Origin of the sequence: Furfurilactobacillus rossiae, assembly GCF_013394005.1 — a bacterium.
GTDB classification, from domain to species: domain Bacteria; phylum Bacillota; class Bacilli; order Lactobacillales; family Lactobacillaceae; genus Furfurilactobacillus; species Furfurilactobacillus rossiae.
Genome location: NZ_CP040586.1, coordinates 26,505 through 46,157, shown reverse-complemented (window position 1 = coordinate 46,157; position 19,653 = coordinate 26,505). Strand labels below are relative to the sequence as shown.

The following is a 19,653-nucleotide window of genomic DNA, read 5'->3' as shown; positions in this document are numbered from 1 at the left end:
CATGAACCGGTCCCACGGCGAGCGTATCAATGTTGCCAACCGCAAGCGGCATTCAACGTCTCACAAACAACTAGTGTTTAATGTGCAATGCCCGCTTCCATTTGGCAAACACGATTGATTCCGTGCGCGGTGTAATGCTGTCGTATGCATTGCGGCTCATCGCTTCCCAAACCTGGTCATCTTTCATGACCCGTTGAATAGCGTTTGCTAAACCAACAACATCGTTATCCGCTACAAGATAACCGTTCTTACCTTCATCAATCATTTCTGATGGACCATAATGCACATTGTAAACGACTGATGGAACCCCATGTGCCAGTGCCTCTGCCAGTGCCAATGGTTCATTGTCACTTTCCGTAGCATTAACGTAGACCTGTGCACCATCGTAAGCCTTGTCCAAATCTGGATGGTATCCCTTAAGTGTGACGCTATCCGTCAATTCAGCTTTCTTAATCTGCTCAGTAAGTGGCTTTTCCTGATCACCATACCCATAGATATCAAGTGTCGCATCACTAATATGTTTCTTCACCGTCACAAACGCTTTGACAACGTCTTCTGTATGTCGTTCTTTAGTCAACCGTCCAACGACGATCACCTTGTGAGCTGTCCGTTGCGGCAAACGAACACGTTTGGCATGAGCTTGTTCATCATTGACCACACTAAATGGCACGACGGTGATTGGCGCCTTAACCTGCGCTTCACCGCCCATCCACCGCGTCAAATCAGCCTTCTGCTCGTCTGTGGCCACAATAATACCGGAAAGCTTATCAATTTGATTAACGATCGGATTGGCATAGATACCAGACAGGTTAGCGTAGACCTGATCTTTAGGATCAATAGTATGTGTCGTCGGCAATGTAATAAACCGGCTGACCTTGGTCGTCATACTTAACATTGCATCGTAAGCCGCGCCCGGACGATCAGCAACAAACGTTGAACCCTCGCCATCACGACGGTTCAATTCGTCGAGGAAGAACGTGAACAATTCATCGTAGCTATCAAAGAACAGATCCTGCCCTTTATAATCCAATAATTGGAGTAACGACAAGAAGTTGTGGCCATCTTTGTCATGACTGAAGTATTCCTCAATCACCCGTTTGCCATCTGGCGCGTAGGTCACTTGACTAATGAGTTCGCCCGCGTCGCTAAAGAACTGATCACGTGTTTTAAAACCGCGGAAGTCCCACAGTTCTGTTTGGACTTTTTTGCCACTGCGGTCAAACGCATCAACACTGTACAACTGGCCAATTGTGCCTGGTGCGAAATGAACATTCATCACTAGCTTATCGCCATCATAAACGTGACTCACATCAGCTCCAGGATCTACATTGTAATCCGCAGCCAGGTTTAAGGACTCAATTTTGGGTTCGTTTTTGCCAACTGGCTTTAAGTCTTCAATACCCTGGAAATAATCATACATATTGACGACTTGATCATCTTCGATACCGAAACGTTGTTTATTTGCATACAACATTTGATCAAAATTTCGTGTCACCAATTTAGCAGGCGTGCCCTGGTGCTTAAACAGTTGCAGCCGTTTGATTTCAGCATGTTCGATTCCTGAATTCAAGGCCATCAGATATTCATTTACGAAATAAATCATTTGCTGGCCTCCTGTTGTTTGTCCGCCTGAGTTCTTGAGTCAGCTTCAGCAAACGCCTTAACATCGTCTAAAACAGGTCGCCACTTGTCCCACACAGCATCTTCTGAGAAACGTTTGGCATCCTCGTAGGCATTTTCACTGAACTTTTGCATTAGCCGGTCATCTTTAAGCAACTTCGTGATGGCATCCGCCAAAGCATCGACGTTGTCCAACTCAACCAAATAGCCATCGCGATCATTTTCAATAATTCCCTGAGGACCATACTTTGCGTCATAAGACACTGTTGGCACCCCATGAGACTGGGCTTCCAATAAAGCCAGCGAGAATCCTTCAGCTCGTGACGCCAGCACATTAATTTGCGCACCATCGTAAACCTTGCCAACATCCAAGGTGTAATCGTGGAAGGTAACTAAATCGCCAAGCTTTTTATCAGCAACGATCTTATTCAATCGTTCGCCTTCCTTACCGTTCGCGTATCCCCAGAAATCTAGGCGCGCTGCCGGCACTTTAGCATGAACCTTTTCATAGGCTTCGATTACTTTATCTTGCTGCTTTTCGGGAGAAAGACGGGCCACCATGATGATTTGTCCTGGTGTCCTGTCCGACCATTTAACGTGAGGCGCATTTAAAACGTCGTTGTCAACGATACCAACAGGTAATTCAAAGACTGGTGTTTGATCGCCCCAACGGTCAATAAAGTCTGTCCGTTGTTGCGGCGTTGGTGCTGCCACACCCTGCCACTGATCCAAATTCTTAATTGCATATTCGTAGTTATAGTTCAGGGTCGCCGTCATGATCTTTTCAGGATCATTCAAGTGATTTGAATGAAGGTGCATCATCTTAAATGCCCGTGTCCGCATGTTAAGCACAGACCAAGCCAATTCAAACGTCCGGTCAACGACAAATACGTTATTTTCACCGTCGCGTTTGTTCAATTCATCGAGGAAGAAACGCATCATCGCCCGCTCACCGTTAAATGAGTAGTTCGTCCCGTGCCAGTTCATGATCCGGTATAGCGAATTATCGTACTTACCTTCCTGATTTTTCATGTGGAATGTTTGGTAAACCACTTTACCATCAGGATTAAAGACCTGCTCAGCATTAACCACGCCGTCTGCATCGTGCCACTGCTCCAGCGCCTTGAAGCCACGGGCATCCCAGTATTCACTCTTTACCAGTTTGCCATACCGATCAAATGTCCACACCGTTTCAACTTCCTTATATTCTGGTGCTCGCATTTTAATTCGCTGAATAATTCGTTCAGAATTACGCACCATAAACCCGTGCTCGTCTTGATCATTAACCAGCACTTGTAAATTTGGTTTCACGTGTAAATCAGCCAATGTAAATGCCGTCTTCTTAAGGTCTTCTGTACCTTCGAAGAAGTCAAACAGATTGACCATGTCACTATCCGCCAATCCAGCATGAGCCAACGTATCATGTAGCGTCAGTGAAAAAAAGCGTGTAACAATCTTTGCCGGTTCGCCGTGATCCTTAAACATCCCCAGCCGCTTCATTTCCGCGTGTTCAATTCCTGATTTCTTTTCGTTAAAACTTGCGTTGATAAAGTAATACATCCCATTACCTCACTTATCTGCACACCTATTTTTTAATCATACCAGAAGCTCACAAAAATAGGGCTCAGCATAATTGCTAAGTCCTATTTTAACGTACCTTGAGCCTGATGAACGACCTTTTCGCGAGCTTAATACCTTTTTTAATGCCGTTTTTGCTCGCCAAGTCCCAATAATGTGGCTAAACCAAGTAAAGCAAGACTAATCACGCCTGTTAAACGGAGGTTAGCGTTACCCTGTTCACCCGTTTCGGGTAGTTTTTTGTTGTTAGTCGTTGAATTCACCCCGTCATGTTTGAACCGCATTGGTTTAACCACGGCAGATGGAATCAGTCGATGATGTTGAACAGCCTGCTTAGCAAACGCACCAGGGCGAGTTGAAACCATCGTCAGACCGCTATTTTCTCCAGTCTGTGAAGTCGGTGATGCCTGCTGGTCAACGGTTGGGTCCGAAGCATCGTTCATGCTGGACTCATTATTCGCTTGCAACAATAAATCCGCTTGATTCTGCAACTGTTGAGCTTGCTCTAATGCAGCTTGAGCCAGTTGTGCATAATGTTGGGCTAATGCGACATCATTATGCGCGGCTGCTTCAGCAGCTAACTGGGCATCTTGTTGGGCTTCATCCCTAGCTAATTGAGCAGCATTGACCAGATTTTGACCAGCTGGTGTCAAGACGCTTGCGTGAGCCGTTTGAGCTGCTTGGCTTGCTGCACTGGCTGCTTCGCTAGCCGCAACGCTGGCATTTTGTGCGTCTGTATTAACCGTCTGTTGAATCGCTGTCGCCATCTGTTGAACAGCCGCCTCAGCTGACTGAACCGCTTGTGCAGCAGATGTTGCCACCTGTTCGGCGCTAGCAGCTGCACTCGCAAATTGGCTGGCAGCACTAGCATCATTCAACAACGCAGCACTAGCCGCCTCGCTGGCTAACACACTCGCCAAGTTGGCAGCACTGCTGGCAACTTTACCAGCTGATTGAGCCGTAGCGACTTGCTGTTGTAACAGTTTGTCCAAACTTTGAACAGTTGCATTCGTCGGATCACTTGCAACTTGTTGACCGGCCTGAGTTGCAGTTGCACCTGCCGAATTAACGTGACTAGTCGTGTTGTTAGCAGTACTTTGCGCGGTCTCGTTAGCTGCCGAGGCTGCACTTGCCTCACTTGTAGCGGCACTCGAATCCGCACTAACCGCCGTTTGCAAACTAGCTAATGCCTGGCTAGCGGCATCCTCAGCAGAAGCCGCTAGCCGTTGCGCTTTAGTAGCGGCTGATTGAGCGCTTTGTGCCTTCTTGGCCCATTCACTAGCTGCAGATGCATCATTAATATCAGCAGCACTGGCAGCAGATTTGGCAAAGTCTTCGGCTAAAGCAGCGACCTCACTTGCGGCCGTTTCGGCGCTAGTCGCCTCATTAACCTTTTGTGTCACTTCACTAGCCAGTTGCTGGACACTGGCATTTTGTTTATCTGTTTCGGCTGCGCTTGTCGCAACCATTGCTGTTGAAGCCACCACTGATGCTAGCGAATTAGTTGACTGATTGGCGGACGCAGCGCTGGATGCCTGCTTCGTTGCCTCACTCGCGTAACTGGCGGCTGTTGATGTATCTGTCGTAACCGTGTTATTGACCAATAATTGTAAATCTGTGGCATGACTGGTCAAACCTTGTGCTTGATCTGTGAGTGTCTGCGTGTTGGCATTAGCTGATGCCGCAGCACTGGCATAGTGACTGGCAGCAGAAACATCGTTATCAGCTGCGGCAGATACTGCTTGACTGGCTAATGATGCGGCGGTACTTGCGGTTGCACTAAGAATCTTTTCGATTGATTGAGCGGCACTCGCAGCAGAAGTTGCTTGGCTAGCCCAACTCTTGACGGCTTTGTTGGCAGTATCTTTATCAGCATCTTGATTAGCCGTCGATGCAGCGAGACTGGTCCCATTTACAACATGTTGAGCGGTTGCTGTCGCCGAACTAGCGACACTCGCAGCATTACTTGCACCAGAGGCTTGCAAACTAGCGGCATGGCTATCGGCACTTAATGCCTGCGTAATCAGTTGATTATTGGCAGTAGCTTGATTAGCTAACGAGTTGGCGACACTCTGTTCAGAATTCAGCAAACTTTGAACATTTGCGGCACTCATTGCAAAGTTACTTGCCGCACTAACATCGTTCAGAGCCGTGGCAGAGGCCGTTTGACTAGCTAACTGCTGCGCGTCATCGTTCAAACTGGCGGCTACGCTGTCTGCCGAATTTAGCCCCGACTGTGTTGCTACTTGTTGACTGATCAAACTTTGGTAACTGCTGTTTGCCTTATCTGCTCCCGACTGAACAGCGGTTGTTGATGTTGCGGCACTGCCAGCCAATGATGCTGCCTGCTTGCTGACATCACTGGACTGTTTAGTTGCCGCACTCGCCTTATCATTAACCCCATCGGCAATTTGGCTTACCGCATTCGCATCTGCTTTGACGTCATCTGAAAGAGCTGTCATTAATGACTGAGCCGATGTGTTGTCTGCATCAGCATCGCTTTCCAAACTGGCCACGGTGGATGCTGCCGCACTGGCTGATTGAGCTAACTTAGTCGCTAACGCTGGATCATTAGACGCAGCGGCAGCGCTAGCTAACGACTGTAGCGAACGCGCTACACTAGCGGCAGAATTAGCCGCAGATAAGGTCGCACTGGCGGCAGAGTCTAACGATACCAAACTTTGGTTTAGACTCTGAACCGTCTTATTCGCTAAATCTGTATCCGCCAACTTTTTGCCAGCTGACGTATAACTAGCAACGCTCGCAATCTGACTGCTCGTTGATGTCGCCTCACTGGTTGCAATGTTGGCATGGATGGTCGCCGAGGTTACCTGCTCAGAGGCAGCTGTGTGATCGGCAGTCACTTTGTCGTTCGCGTCGTCTGCCAAACTATGAACCAGCGACTCTAATGAGTTAATTGCAGATTGATTGCTCGTCATATCATCATTTAGAGACGTAGCGGCCGACTGTGCACTCGTAGCGCCATTGACATCGTTTAACGAAGCCGTGGACTTGGCTGCACTAGTCACGGATGCCAATTTGCTGATCGTTGACGTGGCCGAAGCAACCGTACTGTCAGCTGATTTGGCCGCAATTACAGCCTGACTGACCGCAGTTGAGACTGCCTGATTCTTCGTATCCGCGCCAGCCAGTGATCTCAGTTCATTTACTAAGCTGGTGATAACAGCACGCTGATCGGAAATCGTTTTGTTTGCGCCATTAGCAGTCGTGCTCGTTGTCGTCACTTTTCCGGCAGCTTGACTAGCAACTTGGTGGTCGTCTGTGACCAACTTTTGTACCTGAGCATAAATCGATGTGGCCGAATCGTTTAACTGATTGATTTTTGCAACATCAGCAGACGCAACAGCACCAGCTGACGTTGCCAATTTTTCAGCAGACTGAGCCGTTGATTGATCGTTTGTTAAAGCTGCCAAGGAAGCAACACTGGCGGCACTGGCAGCAATCGATGCTTGCTGTGAGACAACAGTGTTCAGACTCGTTGTTTCACTATTTATACTTTTAGCACCGCTATCCAGACTTTGAACTTGTGAATTCATTAAATCCGTCTTAGCCAGTGAATTGGTGCTTGAAACGTTACTGGTTATTTGACTATCCACATTTTTACTGGTCGTTACACCAGTTGCCGCACTCGTGGCTGTGTTGCCAGCAGAAGTAGCAGCATCTTTTGCTGCTGTACTATCGCTAGCCAGTGCCGATGTGGCAGAGTTCATAATACTCGTCACTTCAGATTGTGCACTTGCCGCTGTAGAGGCCAAATCATTAGCAATCTTAGCAGCGCTTAGTGCCAAAGACTGATCCTGACTCGCCAAAATTGGCTTGTTAAAACTGGCAACACTGGTCGCGCTCTTTGCATAATCCGTTGCTGATGCTGCAGCAGCGCTGGCTTCACTAGCCGTTGTGGCAAACTTATTGAGCAAACTCGTTGCCGTTGAAACGGCCGTTTGAATATTTGCATTATGAGGATCTTGACTGGCAACACTGGTCAACGAGCTCAAATTAGTCGCCGTTGTGGCAGAGGCCGCTTTAATGATTGGTGCGGCACTAGCAGCTGACAACGCCGCACTGGCAGCCTGACTGGCTAAATCACTGGCAACCGTGTGGTCAACAGTCGTTGCGACTGAATTAAAGTCACTAGTTAACGACTCAGCCTTAGTTTCCAAACTATTAGCGACATCTTGGTCTGAGTTTGCCTCGCTGGCGAGTTGACTAGCAGTCGTAAAGTCGTTGTCATTAGCTGCACTAGTGGCTTTGTCCACTAACGTAGCGGCACTAGCAGCGGCTTGTTTGGCCTGATCAACCAATCCATTAATCGAACTGGCTAAATTAGCGGCGCTCTTGGAAGGCGTCATCAATTGCGTATTACTGGTATCACTAGTCGTCGTTTTAGCAACTGATGCGGCATTAGCACTCGCTGCACTGGCCAAACTATCAACCAGTGAGCTGGCAATACTAGCCACGTTAGCAGCACTACTAGTCGTATCCGCTGCTTGACTGGCGCCAATACTGTCGTGAATCAACGTATTTTGAGCATCGTTTGTGAGTGACTTAGCTTGTGAGGCAAGCCCATTGGCAACCTTATCGTCAGAATCTGCCAAGGATTCAGCAGAGGCAGCCTGACTGGCAAACGTGCTAGATGCACTGGCATCATTCAAAGCTGCGGCTGACGCGGCTTCACTAGCAAACACACTAGCATTGCTGGCAGCAACGCTTCCAGCAGATGCAGCGGTTAAAGCTTCACTTGTTAATGAATTGACTGCGCTGGTTTCACTTTGAACCGTTTTATTTTTCGGATCACGGGCAGCAATTGACGCTGCTTTACTTGCCAACGAATTGACCGTTGATGCCGTTTGCGTTGTTTGACTGGCAACACTGATCGTTGTTGAAGCGGCGATGCTAGCCGCACTAGCCGCTGTTGACGCATTATTGCTATCCAAGGCGACTTCGCTGGCAATTTGACTGTGAACACTGTTGACGCCTGATTGAAGGCTGGCAATCGTCGAGGCGATACTGTTCGCCGTGCTGGCCTGTGTGGATGCCACGGACGCCAACGACTTTGCAGCTGATTGATCATTCAGCAATGCCACGTTTGACGCCGCGCTAGCCGCACTTTCGGCAATACTAGTCGCCGTTGAAAGACTGACTTTCTGGTCACTGACTTGATTATTAAGCTGATTGGCAGACGTCAGAATACCACCCAAATCAGTATTCGCGCTATCGGTGTTCACTAATCGACCCGCGTCACTAACAGCGCCGTTCATTTGAGAAGCCGCACCGTTAGTCTGGCCAACATCACTCGTGGCCTGACTAGCTAAACTGTTTGCGACATTTACCGCTGAATTAGCGATACTGCCGTCACCAGCGATAGCAGTCGTTATCTGACTGTAAACATTGTTTGCTTGAGAGGCCAAACTATCAACTTGATACTCTAAAGAGCTAACAGTCGAAGCGGCCGCAGAACCCTTGGCCGCATACTGGCTGGCTAATGACGCGTCATTGTTGGCCGCGGCAGAAGCTGCTAACGCTGCGTAAGAATTAGCTTCGTTAGTAGCAGATGACGCTTGTTGATTATCGCTCGCAATCGCGCTTGCCAACGAATTAGCACCGTCGATTAGATTAGTAATTTCAGTGTTTTTAGGATCTGTAGCTGCAACTGAATTAGCAGCGTTCAGAATACTATTAACGTTTGTTCCCTCACTAGCGGCTGCAATCGTTGCCTTATTCGCAATACTAGCAGCTGTTGAAGCAGCCGAGTTTTGAATGGCCGCAGCCGTGCTATCGGCGATAGCTGTTTGGTTAGCTGAAATGGCCAATGAATTGGCCTGGCTCATTAATCCCTGAAGTGAATCTTGTAAGCCAGGAATTTGATGCTCAGCACTTGCGGCCAAAGAGGCATCTTTTGCGGCCTCATTTACATCGTTTAGTGCTGCTGCAGACGCGGCCATCGAGCTATACGTGCTGGCCTGCTTAGCCAAATCACTTACTGTCGTTTCAATACTATTCGCGGTGCTAGCAACCTGTTGCCCTTGTTTGGCCAAACTCTGTAGCGCACTATCAGCGGTCGTCGCTGACGCAGCACTGGCAACCTCAGAAATTGCTTTATTAACATTGCTGTTTTGCTGACTAACTGTTGTCGCCTCACCAGAAGCGGTGGAGGCAGCTACCGCCGCATCGGAACCCTGTTCACTGGCAGTAACACTATCAACGTGGACCGCGTTGGTAATAATCGGTGCCGTCTGACTAATAACGTTGTTCAACGAAGTTAATGACGATGTTAGTTGTGCATCCTGGCTCGCAATTGATGCCGCCGTTGAGGCAGCTTGAGAAGCACCTGTCGCGTCATTGTTTAACGCAGCCGTGGATGCCGTACTCGTCAGTTGGTCAACTGTTGCCCGATCATTAGATAACTTGGTTGCAATCGAGGCGGCAGAATCCGCTGCCTGGCTGGTTGCAACAGCCGATTTTTGAACTTCGGCATTTGTGCTGTCAGTTGCTGCATCGCTGGCAGCTTTTTGTGCAATACTATCTGCCTGAGAGGCAACATCAGAGCGGTTAGCCATCATCGATACCGTATCGGAATCTGTTGACTTCGTTGCGGAAGCGGCCTGTGAAGCAGCGGTGCTATCTGCACTAACCTCGTTATCAATATCATCGTCTTCAGCTAAGAAGTCCATGTAGAAAGCCCGCGCTGCTTTTGCTGCGGAGTCGGCTGTGCTTTGCGCAGCTACAGCCGATGCATATAACGTTTTGGCATTATCTGCCTGATTTAGGGCAGCGGCTGACTGAGCAGATTTGTACAGATTATTAGCAATTGCAGTTTGATCAGCTGCAACGGTCTGCAAAGACTGTGTGGATGCAGCGGCAGATGCGGCCGCTGCTGCCTGCGATTGAACGTGAGCATTTTGCTTGTCCTGTACAGCCTTATTAGCGGCCCTGACACTCAGCGAGTTGTTGCTCGTCACAAAGTCTTGAATCGTACCAATATCCGCGCTAGCCTGTACTGCGGCCGCACTGGTGGCCTTCGCCGCAGAACTCGCCGCAATACTATCGGAACTAACAGCACTCTGAACGAAATCATTGGCGCTTTGAGCAACCGTGAATAGACTGGTAGCGACCATAGCGGCCGACAAAGCTGCCGTTTGGGCACTCGTCGCCGAAGCAGCGTATTCACTGGCTAAACTCGCATCATTTGAAGCCGCGGCCAGTGAAGCTCGTGAAGCAAAGTCACTGGCAGCAGAAGCATAGTTACTCGATTGACTGGCAAATGACGTCGCTTGTTTAGCCTCGTAGCTGGCCACGGAAGCAGCAGATGCTGCACCACTAGCAGCTGACTGGGCTAAACTGGCGGCACTGACAACCTTGTTATTCGCAAGGTCGGTTTTCCCCGTTGCTGAGGCCGCATTGGCATTAGTCACAGCCTGAACAGCTGCACCACTGGCGGTTACGGCATTATTAACGGCATTCGACGCAATGCTTTGAGCCTGACTAGCAAGTTGTGAAGAAACCTGACTATCAACGGTAACCTGACTGGCCACGGTTTTTGTCGAACTAGTAACGACAGCCGCCGCACTGTGCGTCACCTGTGCTTCCGAGTTCGCCTGAGCCGCCAAACTAGACGCGCTCATGGCGTAATCGTACGCAGCACTGACGTCATTATCATCAGCGGCACTGGCGGCCAATGACGCAAATTGTAACGCCTTGTTGGCGTCATTATTGGCAGAGTGAGCCGCTTTATTCCCAGCATCCGCATTTTGCGAAGTCGTGCCGGCGCCAGTTTGAACATTCCCGTTAGCCTGGTCCGCAGCTGCTAATGACATTGCCTGGCTAGCGGTCATGTTAGCCTGAATCGCCGTCATTGCAGCAGATAACGCGGCTGACTGAACTGAATGGACAACACTCTGAGCTGTCGAGGCCACATTTGAAGCGGCAATTGAGGTCGCGGTGGCCGCAGTGCTCTTGGCTTGAGAAGCAGTGGATGTCGTTTGGGCCGCTGTGATACTGGTTGCATTCGTCAACGTTTGCGCCGCCGCTGCAGCACTATTCGCTACTGAAGAAGCGTTGGCAATTGCAGTGGATGCTACTGCCAGTGCTGAATTGTATTGCTTTGTGGCAGAAGCCGCTACAGCATTTGCAGAATCAGCTTTTTTCTGATCGTTAGTTGCCATATCCGAATAATAGGAAAGATTTGAATCCTGTTTAAAGCTTGAACTTTCCCATTTATATAAGGAATTAGCGGAGTTGGCAGCAACAACTGCCGCAGAAGCGTCCGCCAACTCCTTCAAATAAACTTGTTCAAGACTTGTAGCTAAGCTATTAGCGGAATTGGCCGTTGTAATAACTTCAGCAACTTTACCGTTGACCGAGTCTAAAACGCTCTGAGCACTTGTCGCTGCGCTCCCTTGTCCTAAAATGGCATTATAGTAGGATTGTGTTGCAGAATACTGATCAGTAACCTTTTGATCATTAGACGAAACTGAAGCGGCATAACTGGCAGCAACTAACGCCGATTTAGCACTAGAAAGTGCGCCACTGGTCATCGCCTGATATGAATTAACCTGTGACTCAGCAGCAGTCACGGTCGGCGTTGGATCTGCCGTAAACGTATAAGTTAGCGAGGTATTTGTGCCAAACGTTTCTTTCAAGTCTGGCGACTTGGTTAAGAGATAGTTCAGTCCATCGGTTCCTTTAACTTCTGAGGTCGGTTCGACTGCAGATAGATCGATTGCAGTGCCATCAACTCCAGAAATAGTCCGGTCCGCCTTGATCTGCTTACCATTCGCATCCACATAATGAATGGTGGTAGTCACAATGGCGCCAGTCGTAATCGGTTGTGTTATTTGAGTTGCGTTATTTTTCACAGTATACGTGAACGCTGACTTAAGACCATAACCGACACTGTTGTCCCAAGCGACAACAGTCGAAGGATCCATCCCCATGTCAATCGCCGCTTGCGCAGATTTTTGATCCGGGTACACATGAATGGTGTCCCCAACATTGCCCGTGATCACGATTGGTGCCGATTGTCCAGTAGGCGTTTTGACGTCCAACGTCACCCGCGAAGTACCCTTTGTGTAGCTTAAATTAGTTATTTTGGCTGACTGCGGATTCTTAGCACCACCAGTGGAAGCGGCAAAAGACAATGTGTAAGCAGTCGATTGTGATGTGTCCACAGAGACCGTTTTAGTAAAAGTATATCGACTGCCGTTGTCAGGAACAGACATCGTCAACGTCCCTGTGCCAGAAGCAACATCATAGTGGTAACTTAGCGTGAAATTATGAAATCCCCCATCAAGAATTTGGGAACTCATATTTTGCCAAGTTGTGGAGGAACTACTTGTGCGGGCGTAATTATTGATTAACCCATTTGCATCAGTGGTTCTCCAGCCCATGTAGGGTGTTGTTGGATCGCCGAAACGATTCTGAATCTCCCCACCATTGGCAGGATTACCTTGATTTCCCCATGGATCAAAAACAAATCCAAAGGCATTCTTAAGGCCCGCAATACCAAGACCTCCACCTTTCATGCCATTAAAGGTTTCAGTTGGATTTTCCGGCTCCTTAACAAACACGATTGACACACCATCAGCACCGCCAGAATAACCAACTTGCATAGCACCGGTTAAGCTGAAATCATGCGTAAAATCGACAGTTGTATTCAAATTAGCATGTCCAACTTGGTCATTGTCGTCCGCAGTCAGATAAACCGTTCCCGTATTATCAAACTGCACACTGGTCCCGTTACCAGTGAATTGAGTTGACGCATTTGTGCCCGAAACATTTCCAGTAGCTGTCCCAATTTCCATGTTGTTGCTTAAAGTAGGCAGGCTAACACTGGCATCCTTTTGTGTGATCATCACAGGCTGGTTAACAAGCGCCAACGACTTCTTCAGTTCTGTCAGCTGAGCCGTTGTTGTTGCGTCTGGGACACTAATTACCATCATGCCATTAACCATCGTTAGCGTGCTGCCTGTCGGTAATACAGCTTGTTGAACAATTGACGTGGGTACATTGGTATTAGCGTCTAATGGTAAGGGTGTTTCACGTGTAACAGTCGTTTTTGCTCGGGACTGAACGCCCATGGTACTAGCTTCAGATACCGGAGTTACAGCAGATTGTGCCGGCGATACTAATGATGCCGTACTTTGCTCAAGGCTACCTGCTACGCTTTGACTAGTAGAAACCGATAAAGCAGCATCTGCCTGTGTCGCGCGTGAAACTAGCGTGGCCGGATTAATAACATTCCCAGTAACGGCCGCTGGCTTTTCAGCCGGAGCACTTGTCGGTACCTGATCATTATCTTGCTGAGCCAAATACGCACGTGAAGTTAACGCGCTACTGTCAGGATTTTTTTCTGAACTACCGTCAACGCTGCTTTGACTATTAACACTAGTTAAATCTGGATTTTCACCATCAGTCGGCTGACTAACTGTCAGTTGCGCTGAATCAGCTGCTTGAGCCGCGTTGGATTCAGAAGCGTCACTAGTTATTGAGGTGCTACTGACAATACTGCTGATTGCACTGTTATTAGGTGTGTTTTTGACAGCTCCGTCGTTGCCAAGACTCGAAGAAGTAGTGATTGAAGTCTCAGGTGTTTGTGACTGAGCACTAGTTTGATCCGCCGAGACCATTTGATCTGTACCAATCATTCCCAGGCCAAAAAAAAGTAGCGCTATGCCTGCAAACAGCCAGCGCTTCCCTGCCTTATACATCTTGTAGTGCTCTTTACGTGCCGTTGAGAACCGACCCAACTCACTATCTTTCATAAATCCCCTCAGAAACCCTGTTTCGGAAAAATTAGCATCGTTAAATATCACATTTTGTTAATTATATATCGCACAATTTATTTGTAAACATAGTAAAACAATGCGTTATCAAAACATTTAGTTACATTTTTAGATAGTGTTGGTTTTATTGAAATTGGTACGGTTCAAAACTCCCTTATCACAAAGTAACAGGCCACTATTGGAACGTTAAAGCCAAAAACAAAAGAGGCTCTTTCTGACAAAAGAATTGATTTCTAAGAATTTAATAATTTTTATATTGCTTAACTTTCTAGAGTCGTAATGTTTATTACCAGTGCGAGCATTGAATGAAAAACAGCGTTCGACATCAAAAAACACCCTGGTTGCCTGACCAAATGGCCAAGTATCCAGGGTGTTCGTATATAAAACTTTAAAATTCAGTCTAGTCTTCGCTACCCATCCAACGACCAACAAAGGCCGCGATAGCAGCACCCAAAACTGGAGCAATCAAGTAAACCCAGTAGTGAGACAAAGCAGTACCACCAGCAAAGATGGCAGGTCCAAAACTACGAGCAGGGTTCAAAGAACCACCGGTCAAGTTCAAGGCAACAATAATCAAAAAGGCTAAGGTTAAACCAATTGCTACTGGTGCCATTGTAGCGTTACCAAACTTGTCGCTCGTGACCATCAAGATAACAAATACGAACAAGAAGGTAATAATTGTTTCGAAGCAGAACGCTGCACCAGCAGAGATCTTAGGAAAATCCGTTTGACCAAAACCAACGCTCTTGGGCAAGCTTAATGCGTGTTCAAAGAAGTCCAAAACGGCTGAAGCAACTGTGGCACCTAAAAATTGCGAAATAATGTAAAAAATGGTGTCACTAGCTGACAAACGACCGTTGATCAACATCGCAATAGATACTGCGGGGTTGAAGTTACCACCTGACACGCCACCAACGGCGTAAGCCATCATCGTAATGGCCAATCCGAATGCTAAACCAATGGCTAAAGTGCCGCCTTTAGCAACCGTAACTGTACCAGTACCGATGAAAACAAGCATGAAAGTTCCGATAAACTCGGCAAAATACTTTCTCATTTTCATTCCCTCCAGGAATATGTAAATTTAGAAAACTTTTGTTCGAGTTAAATGATACCCTATTTAGCCTAAAAATACAGACTAAACACCTGTGATTAACCATTTCGCTACAAAATAATTACGTTTCGTGTGCATTTTCAAAATTACATAGAAAAAGAGTTGAACCATGAGCTTATTTCAAACAATCGCAAATTTGATTGTTCAAGATAATAACTGATGGTTCAACTCTATTTTAGTTTCGATGATTAGCTGCAATGACTTGCAAACGATGGCCAGCAATCCACAATAGGATAGCCGCCACCCAAGAAGCAAAGATCACGCTAATAATTCCTTGCTGATAAAACGCACTGCCATTAGCCAGCCATCGATCCGTGAGCTGATTCAATTTGGACAACTCCCACACACCTACAATGGCTGGAATCAAGGTCACCGTGTAAACGAAGAATGATGCCCCACCTGTCAACATTGTCAAACTAATGACAACACCGGAAAAGATGTTGATAATGGCTGCCCATAGTAATAACCCGTGAACGGCGGCATTAGCCTGTTCACGCCATTCCTGATTCATTTTAAATCCGTCCTTTTATCCTTAGTTAGTTGATTCATTATGACACACTTTGCTAATCTAAGGGACAAAATGGCCGACGTTATTACTTTGTCTTACGATCTGCTAAAGCCTGCTTGCCTTGATCAGTTAATCCTTCGACGGTATTGCCACTTGCTTCGATGTAACCAGCATCGATCAAAGGCCGCGGATCGCCGCCAATCGCATTATCACAGTAGTCTACGAAATGAGTCACTGGCGTCCCGGATTCAACACGTCCTGAGGCAATCGCATCTAAGATATCGTAATCTGTATTTGTTAGTTCCATATCAATTCCTCCTTCTTAAACTGAGGAAATTATACCCTGTTCATTCCTATTTTGTCCTGAATTTGTCCTGCATGTCTGTGACAAACCACAGTCTTGTACACCTGACCACATCGGCTGTCTAACCCTTAAGCACACCGAGACGATTGATGAAGAAGATGCATTTCAATTAACTGTGTTTACGACGCAATAGAAATGGACCAGCAACTAATAACACGGCCACGCCGATTACAACGAAAAGACCACTGCTCTTTTCGTTTGTGGATGGTAAACGACCTTCCTTATTCGACTTAGCTGTCTTAGCTTCACCGTTTTCGGGCGCGGGATTTGTTGGCGTCGGCAAAGCAACTTTAGGCAATGCTGCCTGACTTTCGGATGAAGTACTTGGCGCACTTGGTTTGTTTGGTACAACAGATGTATTTGGGGTTTCTGTTTTATTTGGTGTACTTGGTGTTTCTGGCTTACTTGGAATGCTTGGTACTTCCGGGGTCCCTGGGGTTTCCGGATTTGACGGTTCACCAGGTTTATCGGGTTCGCTAGGCACGTACGTGTTGGTAAACCCTTCGCTTGTTTGAGTACTCTTATAATTTGCGACAGGCTCTTCTTTGACGGTGTAATTAATGACATTGCCTTGATTGTCATACTTTTGCAGGTTGTCAAAAGCGTATCGCCATTTTGATTTATTAGAAACCGTCTGACTGTCTTTTTTGCTGCCATTTGCATAAAGATCAATAACAACATTCTGAGGTCGTTTGCCGGCAGCGTCATTGTCATCAACCCATGTTTTGGTGCCAGTAACAGAAACAACCGCCGTGTTGTACGCTGACACATCAGCGTGTTGATGATCTTTACTAATCGTAAACGGAATAGAAGTCTTACTTAATTGGTAGCCTGACGCGGATTGATGTTCCACAAAAGAATAATCTCCAGCTGCTAAGTTTGCGACTGATATTTTTCCGTTAGCATCCGTTGTTAAGCCTGACTTAATCAATACGTTGTCCTTGTAAAGGTCAAATGTTGTATTTGCCAGCGTAGCATGCGTTTGTGCATCATATTTTACTAAGTCAACGGAACCACTTGATCCATTTCCGGTGCCACCACCACCCCAAACAACATTGCTATTTACGGTGGTGCCATGCTCTGGACTATCTGATGTATTGGCAGAAATCGTGTTACTCCAAGTATTACCGCCATTTGAATTTAAATTTGTGACTTTGACCTTGTAAACAACATCAATATTAGTGGATATATCTCCAAGGTTAATCGTCAAATGTTTACCATTTACAGTTACATCTGGCGTTATTGTGCCATCATTGACCCACTGACCGTTTTCTTCATGACGCTTAGTCAAAGTCATTGAGTTAGGAATATACTCTTGTCCCTCACCGAGGGTATCAGTTAACACCACATTTTTAAGATTTGCTGCACCCGGATTAACTGACGCTTCCCAAATCACCTCGGTAGGATAGCCTTGTTTGTCATAGGTGCTGCTGTCCACCCAACCAATCTTGTTGATAAAATAACTTGCTGGCCCACCGCCAGAATGTGTCCCAATAACATTTAAAAACAAATGCCCTTCGCGATTAAAATTAGTGTCTTCTAAGGCATTAGAAAAAGTAATCGTCCCTTGCGACTGTCCTTTTAAAATAGTTCCAGTACCGACCACCTTGCCATCATTATTGGTGATATTAAACGTGACATCGCTATTCATAACGACATTGTCTGGCAGTGAGAACGGCGCCGTGTCTCCTGCAGAGATCACTACCCCATCTTCGATCTTCCATTGATATTTTGCCGTATAGTTACTGTATCGATCGAGATCCTTTTGACCGGTAACATTGTTTCCCGCGTCATCCCAAACAGTGGCATCGTTGGCATCCAGGCCAGATACTGAGACGTTGGCTGCCTTTGCAGTGTTAACGGACATCAACGGTCCCATTAGACTAACTACTAACACCATAAACTGGATTAAAAACAATAACTTATGCTTTTTCATTTGAGAATTATCTCCTTACTCAACATATAAATTATATTAGTCACTACATACTTTAGTGGCTAATGTTTTCTCAGACTAAATTATACAATGAATAATTAGCCAATGTTAAATGATCGTTATTATTTTTAAATCAAAGGTCAATGACTAGCAGTTAGCCTGCATTTCCTGTGTTAATTGACGCTTTCTCAATTTATTTGCTTATGGGAATAATATTGCGAAAGCATGCCCTTATCATTTTCAAATGTCCTCTCATTGAATAGTGTTAATAAACGTTCACAGTTTCTTTTTAAGCAAGATCCTCCTGCCACGTAACGCCGGTTTGCCTATAATATCAGCTTAAAATAGCTACTTTTCATTTTGGCTGCGCAAATCGAATCAGTGAGAATTACATTCAATAATTAACTAATTTACGGCTTGCTTGGCGTTGTATGCGGATTCATCCCCATAGGCACATAATTCGCGTCCAACCGTGGTGCTTGCTACGCTATCAAGTAGAAAGCTCCGTCCAACAGGTGTTTGATGCCTTAAAGGACGCATGCCTAAACAACTAAGACGTGTTTAAATTAGGAGGATAACGCATATGCCAAACTCACTGTTAAATACAGCTACACTAACAACTTTATTAACACAGCATCCTGACGCACCAGTTGTATCAATTTACGCAAACATTGATCCTGCTGATCGGCCACACACAAGATTGCGTGTTCAGGATCTTATTCGTCAGGCAAAGCAACACGTCACCCGTCAGTTTGGCACCGACTGGTGGGCCAGCATTGAACCGCGAGTAACAGCTGCACTCAGCGATGACGCACTGTTTGCACAAAACATTAAAGAAAGCATCGCCGTTTTAACCACAGCAGATCAAGTAATCATCGATCATTTGTCCACCAATGTAACTGACCAAGTGTCTGTGAGCACCGTTCCCGAGTTACGACCACTCCTACGTGAACAACAGCGCGCATTCGATTTCGATTTACTTGCTCTAAATGGCGATTCGTTTAAGCTTTACCAAATTCGTAATCATCGCGTGATTTTGACCCCTCTGCCAGAGGATGCACCAACCACCTTGACACAGGCGCTCGGCACAGAAATTCGTGGCGGAGACGTTAACGGTGTCAGTCGCGGCGAACACGCCGGCTATCACGGTCACCACACAAAGGATGTCGGCAAAGATATTGACCTGACAAATTACTTCCAAGCCGTTGATAACTTCATGCAAGCTTGGCAAAAAGATACGCAACGTCCTCTAATTCTGTTTGCCTTACCAGAAAACCAAGCCTTGTTCCGCAAACTCAGTCGGTTAGCACATGTTTCCACAGAGTATGTGTTGAATGAATCTCCCGCCAACTTAAGTACTGCCCAGATTCAGCAACGGGTTGAACCCTTATTTGAACAGCATGCCGACCAAATTATTCAAACAGGACTCAAAACCTACCATGATGCTGCTAATGCCAATCATCAGGTCAAGTTACCGACCGACATTGCCACAGCCGTTTCTCATGGTCAATTAGGGACTTTGATCGTTGCCGACACATCTGAGTGGAACGGTCACTTAGATCGTGATCAATTCATTGCCGATCCAACCGCCGCTAATGCTATTCCTTCACTGTGCGTTACTATGCTTCAACATGGCGGTGATGTGATTGTTGTTAATGAAGACCAGTTGCCAGATGGTCAACCAGTTGGAATCAGTCGCTACTGATTTTCACTAAATGAAGTAAATATTAGGGGTTA

8 protein-coding genes are annotated in these 19,653 nt (G+C 46.7%); 1 reads left to right on the top strand and 7 read right to left on the bottom strand.

Annotated elements, in window-relative coordinates:
- Window positions 1-70: 70 nt before the first annotated feature.
- The 7 genes from LROSL1_RS00330 to LROSL1_RS00300 all read right to left on the bottom strand — a co-directional run bounded on the left by LROSL1_RS00330 (window position 71) and on the right by LROSL1_RS00300 (window position 17,919).
- On the bottom strand, window positions 71-1,603 hold the full coding sequence (locus LROSL1_RS00330) for a glycosyltransferase (protein WP_178913310.1): 1,533 nt from the start codon (window positions 1,601-1,603) through the stop codon (window positions 71-73).
- On the bottom strand, window positions 1,600-3,180 hold the full coding sequence (locus LROSL1_RS00325; protein WP_178913309.1) for a glycosyltransferase: 1,581 nt from the start codon (window positions 3,178-3,180) through the stop codon (window positions 1,600-1,602). The genes LROSL1_RS00330 and LROSL1_RS00325 overlap by 4 nt, the downstream gene beginning before the upstream one ends.
- 140 nt (window positions 3,181-3,320) lie before the next feature.
- On the bottom strand, window positions 3,321-13,979 hold the full coding sequence (locus tag LROSL1_RS00320; protein ID WP_178913308.1) for a KxYKxGKxW signal peptide domain-containing protein: 10,659 nt from the start codon (window positions 13,977-13,979) through the stop codon (window positions 3,321-3,323).
- 421 nt (window positions 13,980-14,400) lie between these two features.
- Window positions 14,401-15,054, bottom strand: a complete 654-nt coding sequence (locus LROSL1_RS00315; protein ID WP_017261135.1) for an MIP/aquaporin family protein — start codon at window positions 15,052-15,054, stop codon at window positions 14,401-14,403.
- A 232-nt stretch (window positions 15,055-15,286) separates the two neighbouring features.
- A complete protein-coding gene (locus tag LROSL1_RS00310; RefSeq protein WP_017261136.1) occupies window positions 15,287-15,622 on the bottom strand; it encodes a hypothetical protein in 336 nt (111 codons plus the stop codon).
- Between the two features lie 82 nt (window positions 15,623-15,704).
- On the bottom strand, window positions 15,705-15,926 hold the full coding sequence (locus LROSL1_RS00305; protein WP_161002613.1) for a hypothetical protein: 222 nt from the start codon (window positions 15,924-15,926) through the stop codon (window positions 15,705-15,707).
- A gap of 166 nt (window positions 15,927-16,092) precedes the next feature.
- On the bottom strand, window positions 16,093-17,919 hold the full coding sequence (locus LROSL1_RS00300) for a Cna B-type domain-containing protein (protein ID WP_178913307.1): 1,827 nt from the start codon (window positions 17,917-17,919) through the stop codon (window positions 16,093-16,095).
- Window positions 17,920-18,499: 580 nt separating this feature from the next.
- Between LROSL1_RS00300 and LROSL1_RS00295 the strand changes: the two genes are divergently transcribed.
- A complete protein-coding gene (locus LROSL1_RS00295; RefSeq protein WP_178913306.1) occupies window positions 18,500-19,621 on the top strand; it encodes a baeRF6 domain-containing protein in 1,122 nt (373 codons plus the stop codon).
- Window positions 19,622-19,653 lie beyond the last annotated feature (32 nt).